We start from the raw sequence: 25,778 nt of genomic DNA, 5'->3' as shown, positions 1-25,778 counted from the left end.
AGTGTTTGCGAAGGCCCTGGCAAAACTCTCTGCAGGGAATTCCAACATGACTCTTGCACTGCTTGAACGGACCCTTGGTGACCTGGCCTGCTCCCTTCCCGGGGCGACCCGCGTGCTGCGCCAGCACAAGCTGGACTTCTGTTGCGCCGGCGGCCTGACCCTCGGGGAAGCGGCCATGCGCCAGGCGCTGGATGCAGAGCGCATCGCCGACGAATTGGCTGCACTTGATGCGCAATCGGGCGACCCGGTGGACTGGCGCCAGACCACGCACGGCGCCCTGATCGACCATCTGCTGGCGCGCTATCACGAACGCCACCGCGAACAATTTCCCGAACTCATCCGCCTGGCTGCCCGTGTCGAACAGGTCCATGGTGAACGCTCCGAGTGCCCCAGAGGCCTCGCCGAACATCTGTGGCAGATGCAGCAGGAGCTCGAGAGCCACATGCTCAAGGAGGAAAAAATCCTTTTCCCGCTGCTTCGCCGTGACATTGGTTCGCCTCAGGCCAGCGGCCCGATCTCGGTAATGCGCCTGGAACATGACCAGCACGGCGAAGCTCTGGCTCGACTGGCCGAACTGACGAACAACATCACTCCGCCGGCGCACGCCTGCAACACCTGGCGCGCCCTCTATCGCGGGTTGGACGAGCTGCGCGACGACCTCATGCAGCACATTCACCTTGAAAACAACATCCTCTTCCCATGCGCGGTCCGGGGCTAACCCCCTCCAACGGCCAACCGGGAATACGACCATGAAGACGCTCATCTTCCCTTTCGCCTGGAGCCTGGTGCTGGCCTCGGTCCTTGCTTTCGCCAGCGTCCTGTCCCTGAACATCACGACGTCCGGAGGCAGCACCAACGGCAGCGTACCGCTGGTGCGTTGATCCAGCTCAGGACAGAAAAACCGGCGCAGGTCTATGGTTCACCCGCCGGTTCCACGACAAACAGGATGCCCTGCATGCTGCTTCACCGCGTACACCACCAGATTCTTCGCAGCCATCACCTGTTCGAACCACTCAGCGACGACCAGCTGGAGGAGCTGATGGCCACCAGTCAGTTGCTCAACCTGGACAAGAGTGACCACCTTTTCCAGCAGGGTGAGCCGGCGGATTCGTTCTACTTTCTGATTTCCGGCGCGGCGAAGATCTATCGGCTGACTCCGGACGGCCAGGAAAAGGTCTTCGAAGTGGTCGGCAATCGCCAGACCTTCGCCGAAGCCATGATGCTCATGGACACGCCCAATTACGTGGCGTCGGCCCAGGCGTTATGTCCGACGCAGGCCTACCGTTTCTCCAACGCTTCCTACATGCGGCTTCTGGAAGCCAACCAGCGGCTCACCTTCGCCCTGCTCGGCAAGCTCAGCATGCGGCTGCACCAGCGCATCAACGAGATCGAGACCCTGTCGCTGAAGAACGCCACCCACCGGGTGATCCGATACCTGCTTACCCAATCGGTGCGGGTGCCCGAGTGTGGCAACCGATTCGAGCTGCCAATGGCAAAGCAGCTGGTAGCGGGTCACCTGTCGATCCAGCCGGAGACTTTCTCGCGAATCATGCGCCGCCTCCTTGACGAGGGGATCATCGAGCTGGAGGGCCGGCTGATCACGATCCTCGACCGCCAGCGCCTCGAGCAGTTCGAGTGACCTGATGCCCAGATGCCTGTACTGCCAGCGAGACGCACCGCCCGGCGAAACCGAATGTCACGGTTGCGGCATGCCGCTTCCCGTGCTGGCTGACGCGGCCCCGGCGCGTCGACAGCGCCGCTTCCTGTGGTTCTGCATCGCCCTGGCGCTGTTCTGTGCGGTGATGATCGTCTGGCTGCCGCGCCATCTCTTCTGAGATCCAGAACGACCGAATACCGTCAGTGCAGACCCGCGACCTATGGATTTCATCCCACCACATCTGCGCGGCTGGGCGGGGCAGCGCCGCGCCATCCCGTCACGGCTATGGCTGGGTCAGTTGCCGATAAAGCTGCGGCAGCCGTAGCGGCAGTTGTTTTGGGTCCCTGATCAGGGTGTAACCGTTGGCGCCGAACATGTAAGGCAGGTAGCTTCCAGCCTCGCGGTCGATGGTGATGCAGAACGGCAGCAGCCCCAGGCTACGTGCTTCGAGTACCGCCTGGCGGGTGTCCTCGACACCGTAGCGGCCCTCGTAGAGGTCCAGGTCGTTGGGCTTGCCATCGGTCACCAGCAACAGCAGCTTGCGCCGTTGTTTACAGTTGCCGAGCAACTCGCTGCCTCTACGGATCGCCGCGCCCATGCGCGTGTAGTAACCGGGCTTGAGCGCCTGGATGCGGCCGCGGGTCTCGTCGCCGTAGGGCTGGCCGAAGCCCTTGAGCTCCTGCAGGCGTACCTGATGGCGACGCAGTGAGGAGAATCCGTACAGCGCGAAGGGATCGCCCACCGCCGACAGCGCCTCGCCGAATAGCAGCAGGCTGTCGGTCACCACGTCGATCACCCGGTGATCGTTGTCCAGGTGCGCATCGGTGGACATCGACAGGTCGGCCAGTAGCAGACAGGCCAGGTCGCGGCGGTTCTGCCGCTGTTCCATGAACAGGCCGCGCTCGGCGCACTGGCCGTTCTGCCGCTCGACGTGAAAATCGAGCCAGGCCTGCATGTCCAGTTCGGAACCCTGGGGTTGCTGGCGTAGCCACTGGCGGTCGTTGCGCAGGTGCTCGAACTGCCGGCGCAACCGCCGCGCCAGGGGCGACAGGTGCAGCGGCAACGGCTTGGCCTCGGAGCCACGTGGCAACATCATTTGCAGGTTGACGAAGTCCTTCTGCAGGCATTGCTTGCGATAATCCCACTCGGGCAGCTTGATGCCCTCGCCCAACGGCACATCGTCGAAGTCTGCGGCCGGGAGGTCCAGGTCCAGCTTCAGTCCACCGCCCTGACGCATACGTTGACGCGACAGGGCCAGCTCGTTGAGGTCCTCGGCGACACGGGCCGCGTCCAGATCTTCGGTGTCGTCGCCGCAGCGATCCAACTCGATGTGCTCGGACCAACTGAACAGGTTTTCCAGACGGAACAGCAGCAGGCCGCCCTTGCTCGAGCTTTCCTCGACCCGCCGAGCCCGCTTGCGCTGGCGCGACTCGCCGCCGGGTGGGGTTTCCAGATTGCCGTCGCCTTCCTCGGCGCGCTGCGCGGCCTGGGGTTCACCGAGGTTGTCAGCCGGATACAGCCACAGCGGCAACGGCCAGGGCGCGCGCTCGCTACGTGGGAACTGGCTGACGCTGCCCGGTTCACGCAGCGCCTGGCACAGCGCACTTTCCAGTGCGGCCTCGGCCTTCGGCAGCTGGCTCGGGTCCGGGCGCAACTGCAGATGGGCCTCGACCAGGCGCCGGTAACGCGCACGCATGGCCGGGAGCTGCTCGAGGATGGCTTGGGTCCAGCGCTGGTTGTCCCGCGCCCAATGGCGCATCTGACCCGCCTGCGCGGCGAGCAGCGCCAGCCAGCGATACAGGTCCTGGTTCAGCGAGACTTCCGGGTACACCGCCAGGCTCTGTGGCAGCCGCAGGTTGCTGGCGTCGCACCAGGCCACCGGCAGTTGCTTGCAGGTGCCGGCGACCTGCTGCAGCAGGTTGCGCCGCACGAGCATGTCACGCGCGCTGGCGGCTTCGACACCGACGCCGCTGGCGCCGCCCATGGCGCGGAACAGCAGCGACAGCGGCCGCTGCATGCTCTCCAGCTCCACCCGCGCCTCCGGGAAGTCCGGGCTGGCGCGACGGGTGATGAAGCGGTGCCAGACACTACCGACCCACTCCTCCACTTCGATGGTAAAAGCCATGGCGGGTTACTCCGTGCTGGCAGCTGAAACGCAAAACGGCCCGCCGCTACCCAGCCGGGCCGTCGATGCTCATTGCGAACCGTCTCAGGCCGCGGCGGCTGCCGCTGCTGCGACCGGTACCCGACCGCGCTGGCGGAAGCTGTACAGGTAGCAGACCAGACCGATCAGGAAGAACACGCCGGCGACCAGGCGCAGCCAGAAGAAGATGGCCAGCTGGTCGGCAGTCGCCATGAAGGACATGGCGGCGCCATCGGCAGGGATGCGTTGCAGCCAGACCTGCACCACGCCGGCGGCGGTGAGGAACAGGGTGATGGCGACCATGGACAGGGTCATCAGCCAGAACCCCCAGACCTCGACGCGCTGCGCCCGTGCATCCGGCGCCTCGCCCAAACCACGCAGGCGCGGCATGGCGTAGCTGATCATGGTCATCACGATCATCGCGTAGGCGCCGTAGAAGGCCAGGTGACCGTGAGCGGCAGTGATCTGTGAGCCGTGGGTGTAGTAGTTGACCGGGGCCAGGGTGTGCAGGAAACCCCATACGCCAGCGCCGAGGAAGGCGGTTATCGTGGTGCCGATGGCCCACAGCGAAGCGGCCTTGTTCGGATGTTCGCGACGACGACGGTTAACCATGTTCAGCGCGAACAGCACCATGGCGAAGAACGGTAGCGGTTCCAGGGCCGAGAAAATCGAACCCAGCCATAGCCACACGGTCGGTGCGCCGATCCAGAAGAAGTGGTGGCCGGTGCCGATGATGCCGGTGATCAGCGCCATGGCGATGATGACGTAGAGCCACTTTTCGATGACTTCACGGTCGACGCCCGTGATCTTGATCAGGACGAAGGCCAGCATCGAACCCATGATCAATTCCCACACGCCTTCCACCCACAGGTGCACGACGAACCACCAGTAGTACTTGTCGCGTGCCAGGTTCTCCGGGTTGTAGAAGGAGAACAGGAAGAACACCGCGAGGCCGATCAGACCGGTCATCATCACCGTGCTGACCACGGTCTTGCGACCCTTGAGCAGGGTCATGCCGATGTTGTAGAGGAAGCCCAGCGCCACGATCACGATGCCGATCTTGGTGATGGTCGGCTGTTCGAGGAACTCGCGCCCCATGGTCGGCAGCAATTCGTTCCTGGTCATTTCCGCCAGCCCCGCGTAGGGCACGAAGAGGTAACCGAGGATGGTTAGCACGCCGGCCGCGGCGAAGACCCAGAACAGGATGATCGCCAGTTTCGGGCTATGCAGTTCGCGGTCCGCTTCCTCGGGGATGAGGTAGTAAGCCGCCCCCATGAAGCCGAACAGCAGCCAGACGATCAGCAGGTTGGTGTGAACCATTCTCGCCACGTTGAATGGAATCAACGGGAACAGGAAGTCGCCGACCACGTACTGCAGCCCCATGATCAGACCGAACAGGATCTGCCCGACGAACAGCATCAGCGCAAACACGAAATAAGGCTTGGCGACAGCCTGCGATTGGAATTTGAGATGCGGATTCAAAATGCTCATCGCTCAACCCTCCTTGTTCGGCGGCCAGTTATTGGTATCGATCTTCGAGGTCCACCTTAGAAACTCAGCCATGTCGTCCACTTCCTGCTCGCTCAGGTGGAACTGCGGCATGGCGCGACGACCCGGAATACCTAACGGCTGAGCCTTCATCCATGCCTGCAGGAATGGTTTGAAGGCCGCATCCTCACCGCGGCGAACGAAGACGTTCCCCAGCTCCGGCGCAAAGTAGGCGCCTTCGCCAAGCAGGCTGTGGCAGCCGATACAGTTGTTGTTTTCCCAGATCGCTTTGCCACGAACGACCGCTTCGGAAATCTCCGACTCGTTGGATCGCTCTGGAAAGGTCTGCTCCGTGTGATAGGTCAGGCCCAGGAATACCAGGAGAAAAAACACGCTTCCCCCGAAGTAGATATTCCTGGCCATTCCCTTGGTGAAGGTCTCGGACATGGTCGCCTCCTCATGGCTTGGCGTGGCCAGTTTAAGAAGCGGCCTACCGAAACCTGCTTGATAGCAATCAAGAAAACCCGAACACGGCACTCGGGTTTAGGGGCGTTGACAGGGTGGCGTTTTATCTGGCGCAGACAGCCCGGCTCTCTGGCGAACCGCTGGCTGGGGCAGGCCCTGGGATGTAGTCGTCCGACCAGGAACCCATCGACCGAGGCCACATCTCCCTGCCCTGGCCTAAGCGGGCAAGCAGGACCCTGCCCGGCCCGCAACAACGGCGGTCGTCCACCGCAACCTATCCGCGACACGGCGTCACGCTCAAGGACTACTGGGGCTTCTCTTGATTGTCATCAAGCGTGCTCGCACGAAGCCCGCCATAGCATGCGATCGCACACCGCAAGACTCAGGAACTGCCACACCGTTGCCATTAGCAGGAACCGCTCCAAGCGGTCAGAGGAGAAACAGTATGAGCAAACCATTATTGGCAGGCATTATCGCCAGCTTTTCACTGCTCGGTTTGGCAGTTGCCCAAGCTGCAGTGAATGCGGAAAACGCCGACGCTGCATACAAGGGTCAAGCAAGCACGATCAACCCGGGCAGCGCTCAGGTCGTCCACACCCCCGGAGCTCCGGATCTGAGCTCTGCGGAATTCGAGCACGCCAAGGAGATCTATTTCCAGCGCTGCGCCGGCTGCCACGGCGTGTTGCGTAAGGGCGCCACCGGCAAGCCGCTGACTCCGGACGTCACCCAAGTACGCGGCCAGCAGTTCCTGGAGGCCCTGATCACCTATGGATCGCCCGCAGGCATGCCCAACTGGGGCACCTCCAATGCGCTGACCAAGGACGAAATCACCCTGATGGCGAAGTTCATCCAGCACACCCCGCCGACGCCGCCGGAGTGGGGCATGGCAGAGATGAAGGATTCCTGGCGCGTCCTGGTCAAGCCGGAAGACCGGCCGAAGAAGCAGATGAATTCGCTGGATCTGCCGAACCTGTTTTCCGTCACGCTGCGCGACGACGGCAAGATCGCGCTGATCGACGGCAAGAGTAAAAAGATCATCAAGACCATCGACACCGGCTACGCCGTGCACATCTCGCGAATGTCGGCCTCCGGTCGCTATCTGTTCGTGATCGGCCGCGACGCCAAGATCGACATGATCGATCTATGGGGCAAGGAGCCGAACAAGGTCGCCGAAATCAAGGTCGGCATCGAGGCCCGTTCGGTGGAGACATCCAAGTTCAAGGGCTACGAGGACAAGTACGTGATCGCCGGCGATTATTGGCCGCCGCAGTACACCATCATGGACGGCGAAACCCTCGAGCCGCTGCAGATCGTGTCCACCCGAGGCATGACCGTCGGCACCCAGGAATACCATCCTGAGCCCCGCGTCGCGGCGATCATCGCCTCCCACGAGCACCCGGAGTTCATCGTCAACGTCAAGGAAACCGGCAAGGTCCTGCTGGTCAACTACGAGGACATCGACAATCTCACCACCACCACGATAGGCACTGCACCCTTTCTGCATGACGGTGGCTGGGACGTCAGCCACCGCTACTTCATGACTGCAGCGAACAACTCCAACAAGGTCGCCGTGATCGACTCCAAGGCCCGCAAGATGGCGGCATTGGTGGAAGTGGGCAAGATCCCCCACCCGGGTCGAGGGGCCAACTTCGTTCATCCCACGTTCGGGCCAGTCTGGGCGACCAGCCACCTGGGGGACGAAACCATCTCCCTGATCGGCACCGACCCGGAGGGGCACCCTGATCAGGCCTGGAAAGTCGTCGAAACCCTCAAGGGCCAGGGCGGTGGTTCGCTGTTTATCAAGACCCACCCGAAATCCCCGCACATGTACCTGGACACCACCTTCAACCCGGACGCCAAGATCAGCCAGTCCGTCGCCGTGTTCAACATCAATGATCTGGGCGCGGGCTATACCGTGCTTCCCATCGCCGAGTGGGCCGGAGTGAGCGACGGCGCAAAGCGCGTCGTGCAGCCCGAATACAACCAGGGCGGCGATGAAGTCTGGTTCTCCGTCTGGAGTGGGCAGGACGAGCAATCGGCGATCGTCGTGGTGGATGACAAGACGCTAAAGCTGAAGAAGGTGATCAAGGACAAAAGGTTGGTCACCCCGACCGGTAAATTCAACGTCCATAACACTCAGCACGACGTGTACTGAGTGCCCAGCCGGAGGGGCTTGCCCCTCCATCTGGCCGCGGTCGTCCGGCTCCAGGGTTCGTGAGCGCGAAGGCAATGCCGAGACGTTCGTCACCACATCAGAACGGTACAAGGCCAGCGGCCAGCCCATTCGTTGAAGGAAACGAGAACTCTCGCCTGGCGGGTTCCGGGCCAGACGCACAAAGGAGGACGCCATGGTTCAGCATCTGCATACGCTATTCGGTGCCGGACTCATCCTGGCGTCCCTCCTCCCCTGTTCTGCCGCCTTGGCCGACGTCCCCTCACCCGGCCGTCAGGGCCAACTCGAACATTTGCTGGTGCAGGACTGCGGCTCCTGCCACGGCTTGCGCATGACCGGAGGCTTGGGTCCTGCGCTGACACGTGATGCGATTGCCGATACGCCGCGCGCCAACCTGATCGCCACCGTGACCTACGGACGGCCAGGCACCGCCATGCCCGGCTGGAGTGCCTTGCTCGACGAGCACGACATCGCCTGGCTGGTCGATCTGCTACTGGAAGGATATCCACAGCCATGATTCGCTCATCTCTTCCGCTGGCCATCGCCAGCCTGCTGCTCGGTGCCTGTGCCCAGCAACCGCTGCGCGGCACCGGTGACATGGGCGTAGTGGTCGAACGCGCCACCGGCTCGCTTCAGATCATCGAGACCAGCGGCAAGACCCGCCTGGCGCGCATCGAGGGGCTCGGCGATCTGTCCCACGCCTCGGTGGTGTTTTCCCGCGATGAACGTTTCGCCTATGTCTTTGGCCGTGATGGCGGGCTGACCAAGGTCGACCTGCTGCGCCAGCGTATCGAGAAGCGCGTGATCCAGGCGGGCAACAGCATCGGCGGCGCGATCAGCCAGGATGGCCGCCTGATCGCGGTCGGCAACTATGAACCGGGCGGAGTGAAGGTCTTCGATGCCGAGACGCTGGAACCGGTGGCCGACATTCCTGCTACGCCCCTGGCCGACGGCAGCCGCAACGCCCGTGTGGTCGGCGTCATCGATGCCCCCGGCCAGCGCTTCATCTACAGCCTGTTCGATACCAACGAGACCTGGCTGCTGGATTTCAGCCAAGGCGATGCACCTCTCGTCACCCGCTTCGAGAATGTCGGCAAGCAGCCCTACGACGCGCTGTTGACGCCCGACGGCCGCTATTACGTGGCCGGCCTGTTCGGCGAGGACGGCATGGCCAAGATCGACCTTTGGCACACGGCCCGCGGTGTCGAGCGCATCATCGACGGCTACGGTCGCGGTCAGGAAAAACTGCCGGTCTACAAGATGCCCCATCTGGAAGGATGGGCGGTGGCCGGCAACCAGACCTTCGTTCCCGCCATCGGTCAGCATCGAGTGCTGGTGATCGACTCGCAGAGCTGGAAGCAGACGGACGTCATCGACGTGGCTGGCCAGCCGGTATTCGTCATGGCCCGGCCGGACGCCCGTCAGATCTGGGTCAACTTCGCCCACCCGGACAACGGCAAGGTGCAGGTGATCGACAGCGAGACCCACGACATCATCGCCACCCTCGAACCAGGTCCAGCGGTGCTGCACATGGAATTCACCGCGCGAGGCGACCAACTCTGGTTGTCGGTACGCGACGGTAACGAAGTCCAGGTCTGGGATCCCTACACCCTCGAATTGACCGCGCGCCTGCCCGCCGACAGCCCGAGTGGCATTTTTTTCACCAGCCGCGCCCACGAGACGGGGTTGTGATATGCGAATCGACCCCCTCAGCCGGCGCCTGATCGACCGCTTCCAGCACGGCATGCCCTTGTGTGCCGAACCCTACCGAGCCATGGCCGAAGCGCTTGATTGCAGTGAAGACCAGGTACTGGCCTGCCTCGAACGATTGGCGCAGGACGGTGGCCTGTCACGCATCGGCCCGGTGTTCGAACACCGCCGCGCCGGTGCCAGCACCCTGGTTGCCCTTTCCGTGCCGGAGTCAGGACTGGATCAGGTCGCAGAGCGGATCAACCGGTACCCCGAGGTCAACCACAACTACCTTCGCGAGCACCGCTACAACCTCTGGTTCGTGCTCACCGGCCCCGACCGCGCACATATCGATCGGCTGCTCATCGAAATTGCCGAGGAGACCGGACTGACGCCACTGGACCTGCCCATGCAGGTTGCCTACCGCATCGACCTCGGCTTTCCCATTGGAGACATGCCATGACATCGTCTCTCGATGACCGCCAATCCCTGCAATTGCGCCGCCTGCTGGAAACCGGACTCCCGCTCGCCACGCGCCCCTATCAGTTGCTGGCCGCGCGCATCGGGGCCAGCGAGCAGGCGGTGATCGAACAGGTCCGGTGCTGGAGCGAGAGCGGTCTGTTTCGCCGCGTCGGGCTGGTAGTCAAACACCGCGCCTTGGGCTTTCAGGCCAACGCCATGTTGGTGATGGATATCCCTGACGAGCAGGTCGACGCCGTCGGTCGCGCCCTCGCCCAAGCCCCCGGAATCAACCTGTGCTATCAACGCCCGCGGCGTCTGCCGCAGTGGACCTACAACCTGTTCTGCATGGTTCACGGTCACGAGCGCAGGCAGGTTTGCGAGTTGATCGAGGCACTGCTGGCCGAACATGGGCTGAGCGATGTACCTCATCAGCTGCTGTTCAGCAGTCGCGCGTTCAAGCAGTGCGGGGGCCGCTATGCGCCACCCGCTGCGCAGGAGCCTGCAGGAAATGGATGACCTGGGCCGCCTTCTGATCAATCGTCTGCAAACCGGATTGCCGCTGGTTCGCCATCCCTGGCAGGCCCTGGCCGAGGAGCTGGGCACTGACTCGCGAACGCTGCGCGAGCGTGTCCAGGTGTTGCTCGATGACGGCATCCTGACCCGCTTCGGCCCGATGTTCGACATCGACCGGTTGGGCGGTGCCTTTACCCTCGCTGCGCTCGCTGTGCCAGAGGCGCGCTTCGATGCGGTGGCCGAGCAACTCGCGGAGATGCCCGAGGTGGCGCACAACTACCGTCGCGAGCACGCATGGAACATGTGGTTCGTGCTCGGCTGCGCGACGCCGGAGGGTGTCGCCCAGGCCATCGCCCGTATCGAGGCACAGACCGGCCTGCCGGTGCTCAACCTGCCAAAGGAGGAGACTTATCATGTCGGCCTGTACTTTTCGGTGTGAATCGAAGGCCCCCCCTGGCTCGATCGCAACGTCTGGACCTGTCGACCGTTCGCTGGCGACGCGCCTGGTGGAACTCACCGAAGGGGGCCTTCCTCTGGTGGATGACCCCTGGGCCTGGCTGGCCGAGCGCCTTGGCATCGACATCGAGGCGACCCTCGCGCTGTTGCAACGATTGCAGGCCGACGGAGTGATTCGCCGCATCGCCGCGGTGCCCAATCACTACCGCCTCGGCTACCGGCACAACGGCATGACCGTCTGGGACGTGGATGACCGGGAAATGGCCCGGCTCGGCCCCTTGATCGGTGCCCAGGTTTTCGTCAGCCACTGCTATCGCCGACCTCGGCAGCAGGGCTGGCGCTACAACCTGTTCGCCATGGTCCACGGCCGCAGCGCCGAGAAAATCGACACCTACCGCAGCCTGATCCGGGAACTGCTAGGCAGCGCCTGCCGTGCCGACGAAATGCTGGTCAGCAGCCGCATCCTGAAAAAGACCGGGCTGCGGATTGCTGCTGCGGCGCGCTGAGCAGGCGCGGCCAGCGATGCGCCAGCAGCTATTACGCCCGGCTGATTGGCTTCCCCATCGGCCGGTTATCGCCACGAACGCCGCCTGTTTGTTGTTTCCGATCAAGGACCGGCAACTGCCGCTCGGGGATGCTGCGTTCATCGAACCACGCGACGTGCGTGACGCGGGAGAGACGCTCATGTTGAGAATCAGCCATTACCTGCGGGCCCTCACCCGGCCAGCCATGCCGGTACTGGGTGCACGGAGCGCCGACACGCGCCGGCCGCCCGTAGTGATCTGGAACCTGCTGCGCCGCTGCAACCTGACCTGCAAGCACTGCTATGCGACATCGGCGGACAGCGTATTCCGCAACGAACTGGATACAGGCGAAGCGCTCGAGGTCATCGATGACCTCCACGAAGCGGGGGTTCGCGTATTGATCCTGTCGGGTGGCGAGCCGCTGCTGCGCGATGACATCTTCGAGCTTTCCGACTACGCGCGCCTGAGGGGATTTTACGTCGCACTGTCAACCAACGGCACGCTGATCGGCGACGGCAACATCGAGCGCATCGCCGCCTCCCACTATGACTATGTGGGCATCAGCATCGACGGGCTGGAGGCGGTGCACGATGACTGGCGCCAGCTCAAGGGCAGCTTCGCAGCATCCATGCATGCCATCGACCTGTGCCGCCGATACGGTATCCGCGTTGGCCTTCGCACCACACTGACCCAGGACAACTACCCACAGCTGCCCGCTCTGCTGGCCCTGATGCATGAACACGACGTGCAAAAGTTCTATCTCTCGCACCTCAATTACAGTGGGCGCGGCAAACGCAACCGCAAGGCCGACGCCCTTCACCAGATGACCCGCGACGCGATGCACCAGCTGTTCGAACAGGCTTGGGAGGACGTACAGCACGGCCGCGAGACGGACTTCGTCAGCGGCAACAACGATGCCGACGCCATCCTGCTACTGCAGTGGGTCGAATCCAGGCTGCCGCAACACCGCGACCGGCTCGAGCTGTTGCTGCGTGCCTGGGGCGGAAATGCGTCGGGCAGCGGCATCGCCAATATCGACAACATCGGCGACGTCCATCCGGACACTTACTGGTGGCAGTACACCGTCGGCAACGTGCGGCGGCAATCCTTTCGCGAATTGTGGATGGAGCGGCCCGACCCGCTGCTGAGCGAACTGCGTCGATACCCCCGCGCCGTCGGCGGGCGCTGTGCCCAGTGCCGCTGGCTGTCGATCTGCAACGGCAACACCCGCACCCGTGCCTGGGCCGAAGGCAATCTCTGGGGCGAAGATCCCGGCTGCTATCTGAGCGATCAGGAGATTGGCCTGCCGCAATCCCAATGCATTCCAAGCGTCGTGATCTAGCCAGAGAGCGGCCCGAGTCCGCCACACCCAACACCGCAGCCCGTTGAGAATTCAGGAGTTCGTATGGATCAGCCACACACCCTCCCCGCTTCGCTCGGCACCACGCTGGCGGCTGGTGAGGTCGCCCTGGTCGGCGCCGGACCCGGCGACCCCGGGCTGCTCACACTGCATGCCTGGAGCCTGTTGCAGCAGGCCGATGCGGTGGTTTACGACCGCCTGGTGAGCGACAGTCTGATGCAACAACTGCCCACCAGTTGCGCACGCCATTACGTCGGCAAATCCAGCGGCAACCATAGTCTGCCGCAGCCGCAGATCAACCAGTTGCTGGTTGATCTGGCAAAGCAGAACCTGCGGGTGGTGCGCCTCAAGGGCGGTGATCCGTTCATTTTCGGTCGCGGCGCGGAAGAGCTCGAATATTTGCTGGCCCACGGCATCAACAGCCAGGTCGTTCCTGGCATTACCGCCGCTGCCGGTTGCAGTGTTTACGCCGGCATTCCGCTGACTCACCGTGACTTGGCGCATTCCTGCCAATTCGTTACCGGGCATCTCCAGGAAGACGGCGCCCTGCAACTGCCCTGGGGCAGCCTCGTCGAAGGCAAACAGACACTGGTGTTTTATATGGGCCTGGCCAGCGTCGATGAAATATCACGCAACCTGATCGCCGCCGGATTGCCGCCCGATACGCCGGCAGCACTGATCGGCAGCGGCACCCGACCAGACCAACGCGTGGTGCGCTGCACCCTCCGACAACTGCCGACCATCGCACAGGAGAAACAACTGGTTCCACCGACCCTGACCGTCATCGGCCAGGTCGTTGGCCTGTTTGCCGAACACGGCATGGAGTACCCCGCCCGCATGCTCTCGGTGCGTTCCGAAGAAGCCGTCCTCATGGAGGCCGCATGCGAGTAGTCCCGTTTCTTGTGATAGCGCTCTGTGCCGCAGCCGGGGCGGCGACGCACGACGACAGTCTGGAGCAGGCCGGCACGCTGTACGAAAAACACTGCCAGAGCTGCCACGGCGTCAACCGCCTCGGCGGGGCCGGTCCGGCGCTGCTGCCGGAGAGCCTTGTTCGCATCAAACCGGGCGAGGCCTATGCGGTTATCCGCGACGGCCGCCCGGCAAGCCAGATGGCCGCCTATTCCAGCATGCTGAACGAGACACAGATCGCCGGCCTGGTCGACTACCTCTACCAGCCCTCGGCGGTGCCGCCGACCTGGAGCGACGCCGACATCCGCGCCAGCCACCGCATTCTCACCGACGTCGCCACGCTACCGACGACCCCGCAGCACGGCGCCGACCTGCGCAACCTGTTCGTCGTGGTGGAGGCTGGCAATCATCACGTCCGCGTGCTGGACGGCGATCGCTTCGAGGAACTGGCCAACTTCCAGTCGCACTTCGCCCTCCACGGCGGGCCGAAGTTCTCGCCCGACGGCCGCTTCGTCTACTTCGCCTCCCGTGACGGCTGGGTCAGCGTCTACGACCTGCACAACCTGACCATGCTCGCCGAGGTCCGCGCCGGGCTGAACACCCGCAACCTGGCGGTGAGCAACGACGGCCGTTGGGTGCTCGTGGGCAACTACCTGCCGGGCAACCTGGTGCTGCTCGACGCCCGCGACCTGTCGCTGGTCAAGCACATCCCCACCGTAGGCCGGGATGGCACGCCGTCACGGGTCAGCGCCGTGTACACCGCGCCGCCGCGCGACAGCTTCGTGGTTGCGCTGAAGGACGTGAAAGAGGCCTGGGAGCTCTCCTATGCCGGCGAGCCGACTTTCGAACCGCGGCGCATCGAGGCTGCCGACTTCCTCGACGATTTCTCCTTTACCCCGGGCTACCGCTATCTGCTCGCCACCTCGCGCAAGGCCCATGGCGGCCAAGTGATCAACCTGGACAACGGCCAGGCGGTCACCGACATTCCTCTTCCGGGCATGCCGCACCTGGGCTCGGGCATTTACTGGAAGCGCGACGGCAAGTGGGTGTTCGCCACCCCCAACGTCAGCAAGGGGCTGATTTCGGTGTTGGATCTGGAAACCTGGAAGCTGATCAAGGAGATCCCCACGGAAGGCCCGGGTTTCTTCATGCGCAGCCAGGCGAACTCGCCCTACGCCTGGACCGACGTGTTCTTCGGCCCGAACAACGACGCCGTGCACCTGATCGACAAGCAGACCCTGGAAGTCGCCCACACCCTGCGGCCGATGCCGGGCAAGAACGCCGCCCACGTGGAGTTCACCAACGACGGCCGCTACGCCCTGCTCAGCGTCTGGGACGCCGACGGTGCGCTGATCGTCTACGACGCCAACACGCTGGAAGAGATCAAGCGCATCCCGATGAACAAGCCATCGGGCAAGTACAATGTCGGCAACAAGATCGAGTTCGCCGAAGGCACCTCGCACTAGCACCGGCGGGTCGCCGCCGAGAACGGCGGGCGACCTGTCATCCGCAAGCCAATACAATCGCTGGTCCATCGCTTTCATCGCACTGAAGTGCCGACCATGGACATCGATCTCGCCCGCACCTTTCTCGAGATCATTCGCAGCGGCAGGTTTCATCGCCGTTGTCGCAGAGCGGTAGGTAGCTGCTCACCCTCGGCTCCGAGGTGAGTCTGTGCAACCTGTTGATGCTGGCGCGGGCCCAGCGTCTGCGGCAGGGGCTGGCCAGCCATGCGATACGGCTCGAAGTGGCCAGTAGCTAAGAACTGCAGAAGAAGCTCGATCTGGGCGTGCTGGACGCCGCGCTGCGCACCAGCCGGGGTACTGGCCGGGCCTGCAGGCCGAGCAGCTGCTGGAGGAAAAGCTGATCCAGGTGGTGCAGACGCAGAATCCCGCCCTACCTGTACGTGGACCTGGGGGCCCGGCGTTTCGCAAGCAGCACAACCAGGCGCCGCCGGAATGCAGCCGCGCGGCGCTGTCGTTCAACCTCGGGCCGCTGGCCCTGCAGAACCTGATGCAGTGCGGCGGGCGTGGCTATTCCGTACCCGCGTGATGCAGCGCTATCTGGACAAGGGAGATTCTCAAGCGGGTGAAACAGGCTCCGGAGTTCTCCTACCCGATCCATCTGGCCCACGTCCGCGCCAGCGAGTCGCCGGCACTCCAATGCCACCGAGCCCAAAGCCTTTACCTTTCGATCTGGCGGAATGCCAGTCATAGGCCGCCTCGCAGAGGCTGCGTTTTTTTGGAGCCTAGTATTTGGATAAGCAGGTGTGAACACCAGCCCCGGCGCCCATCGCCGGCTGCTCAGCCCGGATGACCGTCCACGCGCGGGGCCACCAGCATCGGCGTGTAACGCCAGACATAGAGGGCAAAGGCCAGCGCCCAGCAGGTCGCCGCCAGCCACAGGCCGGTAACCGGCCAGGCGACGGCGAGGAACACCCGCGCCGCCGTGCCGAGGTTGAACAAGACGAAGGCGGCGACGATGCCGGGCGGCAGCTGCAGCGGGCGGCCGGTATGGCCGAGCGTCACCCGGGCGATCATCGCCAGGATCAACCCGCTCATGGCGCCGACCGTCAGCGCATGCAGCGCCGGGCTGGACTGCGCCAGCAGGCCGAAATGCCAGAGCGCCAGGCCGAACGCCGCCACCACCAGCCAGAGCATGGCCACGTGCAGCGACCAGAGCAGGCCGACGGTCCAGATACCCTCGTCGTACCAGCGCGCCAGGCGCAGCACATGGCCAGCGCCGATGGCGGCGAACAGCACGCCCAGCCACGGCTGAGGGCGCATGGCAAGGCCGAAGGCGTGCGTCAGGGCAATCAGCCCGGTGCCCGTCAGCAGGGCCACATCCAGCCATACCCAGGGCTTGACCGCTTCCACCCTGCCCAGCCCACGCTGGGTGAAGAACGGGATCACCCGTCCGCCGATCAACGCCATCAGCGCCGCGACCAGCCACAGACCGGCCAGCACGCCCTGGCGCTGCAGCGCATCGCTGTTCTGCAGCAGGCCGATCAGCACCAGCAGATCGGCTCCAGCCATCAGCGCCAGTACCGCAACGATCGGGTAGTTACGCTTCTGCCGAACCGCCCAGAGCATCTGCGCCATCAGCCAGGCCAGGGCCAACAGGAACAGCAGGTCCAGCGGCGCCAGCCACTCGGCCGGCAGACCGAACAGCCAGCCCAGGCGCGCCGCCAGCCAGACCAGCGCCAGCCCTTTCAGGCGATTGCCGGAGGGTGCGGCCTGGCCGGTCCAGGTTTGCACTGCGGTGAGCAGAAAGCCGGCGACGATGGCCATGGCGAAGCCGAATAGCATCTCGTGGCGATGCCAGGCCAGCCAGCCGCCGGTGGGCTGAAAGCCCGGCCAGTGGCCGGTCCAGGTCGCGACCCAGAGCGGGATCGCTAGCAGCGCGTAAAGGCTGCCGGCGAGAAAGAACGGGCGAAATGCGAGCCGCCAGATAGGCGCGACACTCAACGCTTTTCGTCGATCGATGACGTGCAAGGAAGCCTCCAGACGCTCTGTGCCCGGCTACGCAAGCGTCACGCACCGGACTGAATGGCAGCCCCTCAGGATGCGGGAGCCTGGCTTACTTTTACAGGTAGGTGCGCCCGGCAGGCTTGATCGCAATCAGCTTTTTCAAAGAGAGCAAATGCCGCGGGCAGGAGGGATCGTTTACGCCTGCTCATCCGGGCATGACCGGATAAGGGAGCGTACCGGGCGCGAACCTGACAGGCAACGGCGAGCCGGGCAGTCCGCCGCACGACAGGCTTATTTGGCGGAGTGCGCCTTGAGCCACGCACGAAGCTGATCGGCTTCCTGTTCCTGCGCCGCGATCACCGCTTCGGCCAGCGCTCGCATTTCGGGATCCTTGCCGTACTGCAGCTGGATTCGCGCCATCTCGATGGCCCCTTCGTGGTGAGCCAGCATTCCGGATGCGAACGCCACGTCTGGGTCCTTCGCCAGGATGCCGTCGTGCATGTCGTCGTGCATGGCCTGCATCGACTTCATGTAGGCCTCGTTGGCAGGACCGGCCGCGTGGCTGCCCGGACCATGGTCGTGCGCATGAGGCGCCTCGTTCGCCAGCGCAACTGAGCCCATGATGCATGCCAGGGTACCCACCACGAATCTCTTCATCATCGAACCTACCTCCAGGGTTGTAAGGCCTCGACGTTAGGGCTTACCGCGGTGGCAAGGTCAATTCGCCGGCTCAGGCCGAATGTAACCCTTTGTGATGAGGATTAGCGCTAACCCTGCTGCGTGACGAAGCGAGCCCGGAGGGTCCGGGCTCGATGGGGCGTTGAGAAACTGCGCGTCGCGATTGCTGGCGCCGGGGCCAGCGGAAGCCACCCAAGCGGGCGGCTTCCCTGGCCTGGCGTCAGATGCCGGTGGGCGTGCGCATGGTGACGAACTCTTCGGCGGCCGTCGGGTGGATGCCGATGGTTTCGTCGAACACCTGCTTGGTGGCGCCCGCCTTCAGCGCCACCGCCAACCCTTGCATGATTTCCCCGGCATCGGGTCCGGCCATGTGGCAACCCAGCACGCGGTCGGTCTGGACGCAGACCACCAGCTTCATCAGGCTGCGCTCGAGGCTGTCGGTCATGGTCAGCTTCATCGGCCTGAACCGGCTTTCGTAGACGCGGACCTGCCCCACCTCTTGCCTCGCTTCCTCTTCGGTCAGGCCGACGGTCGCGAGGTTGGGCAGGCTGAACACGGCGGTAGGGATCAGCCGGTAGTCCACAGGGCGATATTCCTCGGGCTTGAACAGGCGGCGCGCAACGGCCATCCCTTCGGCCAGCGCGACCGGCGTGAGCTGAACGCCGCCAGTGACGTCGCCGATCGCCAGGATCGAGGGCACCGAGGTCTGATAGCGCTCGTCGACCTTCACGTAGCCGTCGTCATCCAGCGCGACGTCCACGGCCTCGAGGCCGAGCCCTTCGAGCATGGGCCTGCGCCCGGTCGCATAGAGGATGCAGTCGGCTTCGAGCGTGCGACCGTCTCCGAGCGTCGCGAGCAAGCTGCCATCGGGCAGTTTGTCGATGCGGACGATGTCGGCGTTGAACTGCAGGTCGATGCCCTTCTTGATCATCTCGTCCTTCAGATGATCGCGCAGCGAGCCATCGAACCCACGCATGAACAGCTCGCCGCGATAGACCTGGGTGGTCTGGGCGCCGCAGCCGTTGAAGATGGAGGCGAACTCGACCGCGATGTAGCCACCGCCCACCACGATCGCCCGCCGCGGCAGGCGTTCCAGGTAGAACACTTCGTTGGAGGTGATGGCGTGTTCGCGGCCCGGAATCTCCGGCACGAACGGCCAGCCACCGGTGGCGACGAGAATGTGCTGCGCGGTGTAGCGCTTGCCGTCGACCTCCACGCTATGCGCGTCGACGATGCGGGCGTGCGCCTGCAGGAGCGTCACGCCGCTGTCGACCAGCAGGTTCTGGTAGATGACGTTGAGGCGCTTGATTTCCTTGTCCTTGTTCGCGATCAGGGTCGCCCAGTCGAAGGTCGCTCCGTCCAGGGTCCAGCCGTAGCCCTGCGCCTGCCCGAAATCTTCGGCATAGTGGGCGCCGTACACCAGCAGCTTTTTCGGCACGCAACCGACGTTCACACAGGTTCCGCCCAGATAACGGCTCTCGGCGATCGCAACCCGCGCGCCATAGCTGGCGGCGAAACGTGCGGCCCGCACGCCGCCTGAACCGGCACCGATCACGAACAGGTCGAAGTCATAGGTCATGGGCTGTTGTCTCCTTCTAGAACCATCAAGCATACCCCAGGCCTTCACCCGAGATCATTCCAGGAGTATCGCATGCGCCCTGCCCTGACCCACCTGGCCCTCCACGTGCCTGACCTCGAGGCATGCATCGATTTCTATGAGCGCTTCTGCGGCCTGCACGTGTTCCACGAGCGCCCCGGCAAGGGCTCTCGCATCGTCTGGATGGCCGAGCCCGGCAAGGAACGCGAGTTCATCTTCGTGATCATGCCCGGAGGCCAGGCCCGCGCGCTGGCCGATACCGACTACAGCCATTTCGGCTTCGCCCTGGAAAGCCGCGAGGCCGTGGACGAGATCGCCGCACGGGCGCGAGCCGCCGGCTGTCTCATCTGGGAGCCGCGCGAAGACGAATATCCGGTCGGCTATTACTGCGGCCTGCGCGACCCGGCCGGCAACTATGTCGAGTTCAGCTACGGCCAGCCGCTGGGGCCCGGAGCCGAGGCGTTGCCGATCCCCTGATGCGACAAAGCCGCCCGAAGGCGGCTTTGCTTGCTGCTGCAGACGGCGGGCTTAGAACGCCTTGCCGGTCTGGTAGAAGTGCTCGTAGCAGAAGTTGGTAGCGGAGATGTAGCCCTCTGCGCTACCGCAGTCGAAACGCTGGCCCTTGAACTTGTACGCCAGCACGCAACCGTCCTTCGCCTGGCGCATCAGCGCGTCGGTGATCTGGATTTCCCCGCCCTTGCCCGGCTCGGTCTGCTCGATCAGCTCGAAGATGTCCGGCGTCAGGATGTAGCGGCCGATGATCGCCATGTTCGACGGCGCGTCTTCCGGCTTGGGTTTTTCGACCATGTGGCTGACGCGGAAGATGTCGTCGCGGATCATTTCGCCGGCGATCACACCGTACTTGCTGGTTTCTTCCGGCGGTACTTCCTGGATGGCGACGATCGAGCAGCGGAACTGGTTGTACAGCTTGACCATCTGCGACAGAACGCTGTCGCCTTCGAGGTTGATGCAGAGGTCGTCGGCCAGCACCACGGCGAACGGCTCATCGCCGATCAGCGGGCGGCCGCTGAGGATGGCGTGACCCAGACCTTTCATTTCAACCTGACGGGTGTAGGAGAAGCTGCATTCGTCGATGAGCCTGCGGATGCCGACCAGGTACTTTTCCTTGTCGGTATTGCGGATCTGGTGTTCCAGCTCATAGCTGATGTCGAAGTGATCTTCCAGCGAACGCTTGCCCCGCCCGGTGACGATCGCGATCTGGTTGAGCCCAGCCTCCAGCGCCTCCTCGACCCCGTATTGAATCAGGGGCTTGTTGACCACCGGCAGCATTTCCTTGGGCATTGCCTTGGTGGCCGGCAAGAAGCGGGTACCGTATCCGGCCGCGGGGAAAAGGCATTTCTTGATCATTACTGAGTCCTTGTTGGATAGGGTCCAATCGATGTGCCGCTTGAACGACAGGCAACAGCTGCCTTGAGGTGACCGGCCGACGCCTTTCGAGACGGGAAAAACCGCGTAGGGGGCCGAATCTAGAGGCTACGACCACCGAACGACCGGGGGGTTCGCAGGGCCCTAACAAACGGTACGCATCAGCTCGGATCGGTCGACCGCCACCTGGATTGGAGCCAGGTCTTCGCGGGCGGCATAGAGTGATCCGGGCGATGCCGTCTGTCTACTGCCGGGGCCACGAACGCATTGCCGCAGGCTGATCGAGGCTATCGGCCCGACTGACAGGGATTGGCTATCTAACGCTCCAGCAGACGCCTCATGGCTCGGGGCTGCGCCAAACGGGACCGGTCTTGGCGGCCCTCGGCCCGGCAATGGCCCAGACGATCAGCCCAACGATGGGAAAGAGCGAAATGCCGATGGCCCAGAGCGCCTTCGCCCCGACGCCGCGATCGCTGCGGAACACGCTGACGATGGCCCAAAGATCCAGCAGGATGATGGCCACGGCGCCGATGATCGCCAGGTAGGAAAACGCATCACTCATGAGCCGGCCTCCAAAGCACGCTTGCTATATCTGGCCGCTCTCTCCAGGTGCAGTTCCGTGCGCGCGCCTGCCGCCGTGATCCGCTGGCCGCCGCCAAAGGCGCTCGCCCGTTCCCGGGCCAACCCAGGACCGACTCGGGCGCCCTGCATGGCTATCCGAAGGACATAACGAAAAAAGCCGCCTCTGCTTGAACAGAGACGGCTTCGATATTGGTGCCCGAGGCCGGAATCGAACCGGCACGACGGTTAAGTCGGGGGATTTTCTTACCACTTCGGCTTTCACCGCCAGCAGCGTCGCTGTTCGTGGTCTGGAGCACGCCTTCACCTTAGCCTTGCGCCTTAGGTGCCCGCCGTCTGCTCTCTACACCTTCCCGGCGCTTACGCATCGGGCTTGGCTCGGCGTTGGCTCGGATGCATCGAGCATCCAGGGCGTTCGCCGAATTTGACGGGCTTCACCTCTGGAGTTTCCTCCGGAGGGCTCAAATTGATTCAAGTCCCCTGTGTCTACCAGTTTCACCACTCGGGCATGCCGCATCTGCGCTCGCGGCGCGCAGGACTATAACCACCCTCTTTCACCCATGCAACCGCGCAACGGCTGGGACGCGAACTCGAACAGAAACAAAAAAGCCCTGTAGATCAATGATCTACAGGGCTTCAATGATGGAGGCCGATGTCGGAATCGAACCGGCGTACACGGATTTGCAATCCGCTGCATAACCACTCTGCCAACCGGCCTCAAAACGAAGACGCCGCATACTGCGGCGTCAGCGTCAACAAACTGGAGCGGGAAACGAGACTCGAACTCGCGACCCCGACCTTGGCAAGGTCGTGCTCTACCAACTGAGCTATTCCCGCGTCGTGGTGACGGGCGCCATTCTATAGTTTCGGAGCGGCGCGTCAACCCCTTGATTAAAAAAGTTTTTATTTCTTTTCCGTAGCGCTCAAGTGAGGCCATGCGGCAATCAGGTAATTAGCCATCGACCACAGGGTCAGTGCCGCCGCCACGATGAGCAAACCGTAGCCCAGGGCCACCCACGCCGTGAAGACCGGCGGGTTGGCCAGCAGGATCACCAGCGCCACCATCTGAGCGGCGGTTTTCCACTTGCCCAGATTCGAAACCGCAACCCGCGCACGGGCGCCCAGCTCGGCCATCCACTCACGCAGCGCCGACACCACGATCTCACGCCCGATGATGATCGCCGCGGGCAAGGTCAGCCAGAGATTGGCGTGGTGCTCGACCAGCAGCACGAGCGCCACGGCGACCATGAGTTTGTCCGCCACGGGATCGAGGAAGGCACCGAACGGCGTGCTCTGCTGCAGCCGACGCGCCAGGTAGCCGTCCAGCCAGTCCGTCACCGCGGCGATGGTGAACACGGCGCTTGCGGCCAGATAACTCCAGTGGAACGGCAGGTAGAACAACAGAATGAAGAAGGGAATCAGCAGGACGCGCAGGACGGTAAGCAGGTTTGGGATGTTCATCAGTACCAGAGTTCCGCCGATTTGAGGGGCATTCTACTCACTGTGGAGGGCGGCATAAATCGACTCGGCCAGCTTTTTACTCACGCCCGGCGCCTTGGCGATCTCATCCACGCTGGCCCTGCACAGTTCCTGAAGACCACCAAAGTGCTTGAGCAGTTCGCGCCTGCGCTTCGGACCAACGCCCGCGATGTCCTCCAGCGTGGAGGTACGGCGGGTTTTCCCGCGCCGTGCGCGGTGTCCGGTAATGGCGAAACGGTGGGCCTCGTCGCGCACCTGCTGGATCAGGTGCAGTGCCGGCGAGTCGGCCGGCAGCGTGAACTCGTGCTCGGCATCGTTGAGGTAGAGCGTTTCGAGCCCCGGCTTGCGGGTCACGCCCTTGGCCACGCCCAGCAGGATCATGTCCGGCACCGCCAGTTCGTCCAGCACCTCCCGCGCCATGTTCAACTGGCCCTTGCCGCCGTCGACGAGCAGTACGTCCGGCAGCTTGCCCTCGCCTTCGGCGGCCTTGCGAAAACGCCTCGTCAGCGCCTGATGCATGGCAGCATAATCGTCGCCCGCCGTGACATCTTCGATGTTGTAGCGCCGATAATCCGACTTCAGCGGTCCCTCCGGCCCGAAGACCACGCAGGAGGCCACCGTCGCCTCGCCGCTGGAGTGGCTGATGTCGAAGCATTCGAGCCGCATCGGCACCTCGTCCATTTCCAGCGCCTCGGCCAGCGCATCGAAACGCGCCGCCAGGTGTTGGCGGTTCGCCAGCCGGGCGCTCAGTGCCTGCTCGGCGTTGGTCAGGGCCAGCTGCTGCCAGCGCGCACGCGTCCCGCGGACCCTGTGGCTGATTGCGACCTCGCGCCCCTTGAGCTCGGCAATGGCGCTGACCAGGGTCGGAAAATCCTCGTGCACCGCGTTGACGATCAGCTCTCCCGGCAGATCGCGCTCCATCGAAGCGAGGTAATACTGCTCCAGGAAAGCCTGCAGGACCTCGGCGACGCTCTCCTCGATGGCCACCTGTGGGAAGAAGTTCTTGCTGCCCAGCACCCGCCCGGAACGCACCGTGATCAGGTGGACACAGGCACCGCCCGGACTCACCGTCGCGGCAACGATGTCCACGTCGCCGGTGCCGCCTTCCATGCTCTGCTGATCCTGAACGCGGCGCAGGATGCCGATCTGGTCGCGGATCTCGGCGGCGCGCTCGAAATCCAGGGCCATCGCCGCCTTCTCCATGTTCGCCGAGAGCTCGGCCGAAAGCGTGTTGCTGCGCCCTTCCAGGAACATGATCGAATGCCGCACGTCCTCGGCATATTCGGCCGGGTCCACCAGGCTGACGCACGGCGCCTTGCAGCGCTTGATCTGATATTGCAGGCACGGCCGGGTACGGTTGCGGAAATAGCTGTCCTCGCACTGGCGTACCTGGAACGCCTTCTGCAGCAGGCCCAGGCTCTCGCGTATCGCGCCGGCGCTCGGATAGGGTCCGAAATAGCGCCCCGGCTCCTTTTTGGCACCGCGATGGATGCTCAGGCGGGGGTAGTCGCCGCTCGAGAGAAACACGTACGGGTAGGATTTATCGTCACGCAGCAGGATGTTGTAGGGCGGACGCAGCTGCTTGATGAGCGTCTGCTCCAGCAGCAGCGCTTCGGTCTCGTTGGCCGTGATGGTCGTTTCGACCTGGACGATCTTGCTGACCAGGGCAGCCGTCTTCGGCGCCTGCCCCACCTTGCGGAAGTAGCTTGCCAGACGCTTCTTGAGGTTCTTCGCCTTGCCGACGTAGAGGATCTTGCCGTCCGCATCGAACATCCGGTAAACACCGGGCCGCCCGCTGCAGGAGGCGAGGAATGCGGAAGAATCGAAGGTGCTGGACATCAGTTGATGGCGTCGACCATGCCATGGCGAACCGCGAGCAATACCAGCTCCACGTCGCTGGTGATCGAAAGCTTGTCGAATATCCGGTAGCGGTACGTGTTCACGGTCTTGGGCGATAGGCAGAGCTTGTCGGAGATGACCTGGACCTTCTGGCAATTGGCGATCATCAGGGCGATCTGGATCTCGCGCTCGGACAACAGGTCGAACGGCGAACCGTTTACCTGGGGCTGGAAGGATTTCAGCGCAAGCTGCTGGGCGATCTGGGGGCTGATGTATCGCTGGCCGGCGAAGACCAGGCGGATCGCCTGGACCATCTCGTTGAGCCCGGCACCCTTGGTCAGATAACCGGCGGCGCCGGCCTGCAACAGCCGCGTCGGGAAGGGATCTTCCTCGCAGACGGTAACGGCGACGACCTTCATGTCCGGGTAGCTTCGGAGGAGCTTGCGGGTAGCCTCGAGGCCGCCGATGCCTGGCATCTTGACGTCCATCAGGACGACATCGGGCTTCAATTCGCGCGCTTTCTTGATCGCCTCTTCGCCCGATTCGGCCTGGCCCACCACCTGCAGCCCATCGATATCGGCGAGCATTCGGGAAATGCCCGTACGAACCAGATCGTGGTCATCGACCACAAGCACCCTAATCAAGCGGACACCTCATTGTGCATGGATAAGTGGCTGGGTCGTCAGATCGCACCAAGAGTGGCCGAACTCTAACAAAAAAACCATGATCTAACGCAGCATCCAGCGACTTGCGCGCAGGCCGAATACCATCACTGCACAAAATGGCGAGGCAGTGAGAGTCGAAATCATTACCCGCGACGTCGGGCCGGGCATTCTACGGAGGCATGCAAACTTCGCAAGTCTGCGAAGGGTGCATATTGGGGACATTTCGGGAATACCCGACAGCTGGGA

The 25,778-nt window shown here is 63.6% G+C and carries 26 protein-coding genes, 2 tRNA genes and 1 pseudogene; 16 read left to right on the top strand and 13 right to left on the bottom strand.

Going from position 1 to position 25,778, the window contains the following annotated elements; all coding sequences use genetic code 11:
* Positions 1 to 46: 46 nt before the first annotated feature.
* From ytfE to DN824_RS10945, 4 genes are all read left to right on the top strand, one after another.
* Positions 47 to 718 (top strand): iron-sulfur cluster repair protein YtfE, encoded by a 672-nt coding sequence (ytfE, locus tag DN824_RS10955; RefSeq protein WP_138408471.1) that lies wholly within the window; start codon positions 47 to 49, stop codon positions 716 to 718.
* Positions 719 to 749: 31 nt separating this feature from the next.
* Entirely contained in the window at positions 750 to 881 is a 132-nt protein-coding gene (locus DN824_RS22810) for a hypothetical protein (protein WP_282097003.1), read from the top strand.
* A gap of 74 nt (positions 882 to 955) precedes the next feature.
* Positions 956 to 1,639: a Crp/Fnr family transcriptional regulator gene (locus tag DN824_RS10950; protein WP_138408434.1), complete on the top strand. Its 684-nt coding sequence runs from the start codon at positions 956 to 958 to the stop codon at positions 1,637 to 1,639.
* Positions 1,640 to 1,643: 4 nt separating this feature from the next.
* Positions 1,644 to 1,835, top strand: a complete 192-nt coding sequence (locus DN824_RS10945; RefSeq protein ID WP_138408433.1) for a DnrP protein — start codon at positions 1,644 to 1,646, stop codon at positions 1,833 to 1,835.
* A 105-nt stretch (positions 1,836 to 1,940) separates the two neighbouring features.
* On the opposite strand, the gene DN824_RS10940 is transcribed toward DN824_RS10945, so the two are convergent.
* From DN824_RS10940 to DN824_RS10930, 3 genes are all read right to left on the bottom strand, one after another.
* A complete protein-coding gene (locus DN824_RS10940; RefSeq protein ID WP_138408432.1) occupies positions 1,941 to 3,782 on the bottom strand; it encodes a nitric oxide reductase activation protein NorD in 1,842 nt (613 codons plus the stop codon).
* Between the two features lie 84 nt (positions 3,783 to 3,866).
* Positions 3,867 to 5,291 (bottom strand): cbb3-type cytochrome c oxidase subunit I, encoded by a 1,425-nt coding sequence (locus DN824_RS10935; protein ID WP_138408431.1) that lies wholly within the window; start codon positions 5,289 to 5,291, stop codon positions 3,867 to 3,869.
* Positions 5,292 to 5,294: 3 nt separating this feature from the next.
* Positions 5,295 to 5,735 (bottom strand): c-type cytochrome, encoded by a 441-nt coding sequence (locus DN824_RS10930; protein ID WP_138408430.1) that lies wholly within the window; start codon positions 5,733 to 5,735, stop codon positions 5,295 to 5,297.
* Positions 5,736 to 6,198: 463 nt separating this feature from the next.
* On the opposite strand from DN824_RS10930, the gene DN824_RS10925 reads away from it, so the two are divergent.
* From DN824_RS10925 to DN824_RS22885, 11 genes and pseudogenes are all read left to right on the top strand, one after another.
* The gene (locus DN824_RS10925; RefSeq protein ID WP_138408429.1) at positions 6,199 to 7,908 is read left to right on the top strand and encodes a nitrite reductase; all 1,710 of its coding nucleotides are present in this window, start codon (positions 6,199 to 6,201) and stop codon (positions 7,906 to 7,908) included.
* A 193-nt stretch (positions 7,909 to 8,101) separates the two neighbouring features.
* On the top strand, positions 8,102 to 8,443 hold the full coding sequence (locus DN824_RS10920) for a c-type cytochrome (RefSeq protein WP_138408428.1): 342 nt from the start codon (positions 8,102 to 8,104) through the stop codon (positions 8,441 to 8,443).
* Complete coding sequence (locus DN824_RS10915) at positions 8,440 to 9,618, top strand: cytochrome D1 domain-containing protein (RefSeq protein ID WP_138408427.1); 1,179 nt, start codon at positions 8,440 to 8,442, stop codon at positions 9,616 to 9,618. The genes DN824_RS10920 and DN824_RS10915 overlap by 4 nt, the downstream gene beginning before the upstream one ends.
* Before the next feature lies 1 nt (position 9,619).
* Positions 9,620 to 10,078, top strand: a complete 459-nt coding sequence (locus tag DN824_RS10910) for an Lrp/AsnC family transcriptional regulator (RefSeq protein ID WP_138408426.1) — start codon at positions 9,620 to 9,622, stop codon at positions 10,076 to 10,078.
* Positions 10,075 to 10,593, top strand: a complete 519-nt coding sequence (gene ahbB, locus DN824_RS10905; RefSeq protein WP_138408425.1) for a siroheme decarboxylase subunit beta — start codon at positions 10,075 to 10,077, stop codon at positions 10,591 to 10,593. The genes DN824_RS10910 and ahbB (DN824_RS10905) overlap by 4 nt, the downstream gene beginning before the upstream one ends.
* Positions 10,586 to 11,029, top strand: a complete 444-nt coding sequence (locus DN824_RS10900) for an Lrp/AsnC family transcriptional regulator (protein WP_138408424.1) — start codon at positions 10,586 to 10,588, stop codon at positions 11,027 to 11,029. Before ahbB (DN824_RS10905) ends, DN824_RS10900 begins: the two co-directional genes overlap by 8 nt.
* A complete protein-coding gene (ahbB, locus tag DN824_RS10895) occupies positions 11,004 to 11,552 on the top strand; it encodes a siroheme decarboxylase subunit beta (protein ID WP_158295379.1) in 549 nt (182 codons plus the stop codon). The genes DN824_RS10900 and ahbB (DN824_RS10895) overlap by 26 nt, the downstream gene beginning before the upstream one ends.
* 178 nt (positions 11,553 to 11,730) lie before the next feature.
* Positions 11,731 to 12,912, top strand: a complete 1,182-nt coding sequence (gene nirJ, locus DN824_RS10890) for a heme d1 biosynthesis radical SAM protein NirJ (RefSeq protein WP_138408469.1) — start codon at positions 11,731 to 11,733, stop codon at positions 12,910 to 12,912.
* Between the two features lie 63 nt (positions 12,913 to 12,975).
* Positions 12,976 to 13,821 carry a uroporphyrinogen-III C-methyltransferase gene (gene cobA, locus DN824_RS10885; protein WP_138408423.1) on the top strand — a complete coding sequence of 282 codons (846 nt, stop codon included), beginning with the start codon at positions 12,976 to 12,978 and terminating at the stop codon, positions 13,819 to 13,821.
* Positions 13,812 to 15,305, top strand: coding sequence for a nitrite reductase (locus tag DN824_RS10880; protein ID WP_138408422.1), 1,494 nt, complete (start codon positions 13,812 to 13,814; stop codon positions 15,303 to 15,305). Before cobA ends, DN824_RS10880 begins: the two co-directional genes overlap by 10 nt.
* A gap of 155 nt (positions 15,306 to 15,460) precedes the next feature.
* Positions 15,461 to 15,999, top strand: a pseudogene (locus DN824_RS22885) (LysR substrate-binding domain-containing protein); the annotation flags it as partial.
* 143 nt (positions 16,000 to 16,142) lie between these two features.
* Here the strand turns inward: DN824_RS22885 and DN824_RS10870 are convergent.
* The 3 genes from DN824_RS10870 to gorA all read right to left on the bottom strand — a co-directional run bounded on the left by DN824_RS10870 (position 16,143) and on the right by gorA (position 19,566).
* On the bottom strand, positions 16,143 to 17,333 hold the full coding sequence (locus DN824_RS10870; protein WP_138408421.1) for an NnrS family protein: 1,191 nt from the start codon (positions 17,331 to 17,333) through the stop codon (positions 16,143 to 16,145).
* Positions 17,334 to 17,600: 267 nt separating this feature from the next.
* Positions 17,601 to 17,966 carry a CopM family metallochaperone gene (copM, locus tag DN824_RS10865; RefSeq protein ID WP_138408468.1) on the bottom strand — a complete coding sequence of 122 codons (366 nt, stop codon included), beginning with the start codon at positions 17,964 to 17,966 and terminating at the stop codon, positions 17,601 to 17,603.
* Between the two features lie 241 nt (positions 17,967 to 18,207).
* On the bottom strand, positions 18,208 to 19,566 hold the full coding sequence (gorA, locus tag DN824_RS10860; RefSeq protein ID WP_138408420.1) for a glutathione-disulfide reductase: 1,359 nt from the start codon (positions 19,564 to 19,566) through the stop codon (positions 18,208 to 18,210).
* Positions 19,567 to 19,638: 72 nt separating this feature from the next.
* Here gorA and DN824_RS10855 point away from each other — a divergent pair, with 72 nt between their 5' ends.
* Entirely contained in the window at positions 19,639 to 20,061 is a 423-nt protein-coding gene (locus tag DN824_RS10855) for a VOC family protein (RefSeq protein WP_138408419.1), read from the top strand.
* Positions 20,062 to 20,112: 51 nt separating this feature from the next.
* Here DN824_RS10855 and galU read toward each other — a convergent pair whose 3' ends face one another.
* The 7 genes from galU to gacA all read right to left on the bottom strand — a co-directional run bounded on the left by galU (position 20,113) and on the right by gacA (position 25,511).
* Positions 20,113 to 20,952: a UTP--glucose-1-phosphate uridylyltransferase GalU gene (gene galU / locus DN824_RS10850; RefSeq protein WP_138408418.1), complete on the bottom strand. Its 840-nt coding sequence runs from the start codon at positions 20,950 to 20,952 to the stop codon at positions 20,113 to 20,115.
* A 355-nt stretch (positions 20,953 to 21,307) separates the two neighbouring features.
* Positions 21,308 to 21,532, bottom strand: a complete 225-nt coding sequence (locus DN824_RS10845; RefSeq protein ID WP_138408417.1) for a PLD nuclease N-terminal domain-containing protein — start codon at positions 21,530 to 21,532, stop codon at positions 21,308 to 21,310.
* Positions 21,533 to 22,192: 660 nt separating this feature from the next.
* Positions 22,193 to 22,266, bottom strand: a tRNA-Cys gene (locus tag DN824_RS10840).
* Positions 22,267 to 22,310: 44 nt separating this feature from the next.
* Positions 22,311 to 22,386, bottom strand: a tRNA-Gly gene (locus tag DN824_RS10835).
* Between the two features lie 66 nt (positions 22,387 to 22,452).
* Positions 22,453 to 23,010 carry a CDP-diacylglycerol--glycerol-3-phosphate 3-phosphatidyltransferase gene (gene pgsA, locus DN824_RS10830; RefSeq protein ID WP_138408416.1) on the bottom strand — a complete coding sequence of 186 codons (558 nt, stop codon included), beginning with the start codon at positions 23,008 to 23,010 and terminating at the stop codon, positions 22,453 to 22,455.
* A 33-nt stretch (positions 23,011 to 23,043) separates the two neighbouring features.
* Complete coding sequence (gene uvrC / locus DN824_RS10825) at positions 23,044 to 24,867, bottom strand: excinuclease ABC subunit UvrC (protein WP_138408415.1); 1,824 nt, start codon at positions 24,865 to 24,867, stop codon at positions 23,044 to 23,046.
* Positions 24,867 to 25,511 carry a response regulator transcription factor GacA gene (gene gacA / locus DN824_RS10820; RefSeq protein WP_138408414.1) on the bottom strand — a complete coding sequence of 215 codons (645 nt, stop codon included), beginning with the start codon at positions 25,509 to 25,511 and terminating at the stop codon, positions 24,867 to 24,869. Before gacA ends, uvrC begins: the two co-directional genes overlap by 1 nt.
* Positions 25,512 to 25,778 lie beyond the last annotated feature (267 nt).

The organism is Stutzerimonas nosocomialis (genome assembly GCF_005876855.1).
GTDB lineage: Bacteria > Pseudomonadota > Gammaproteobacteria > Pseudomonadales > Pseudomonadaceae > Stutzerimonas > Stutzerimonas nosocomialis.
The sequence above is the reverse complement of the archived record's forward strand: the minus strand, read 5'-3'. Positions and strand labels throughout refer to the sequence as shown.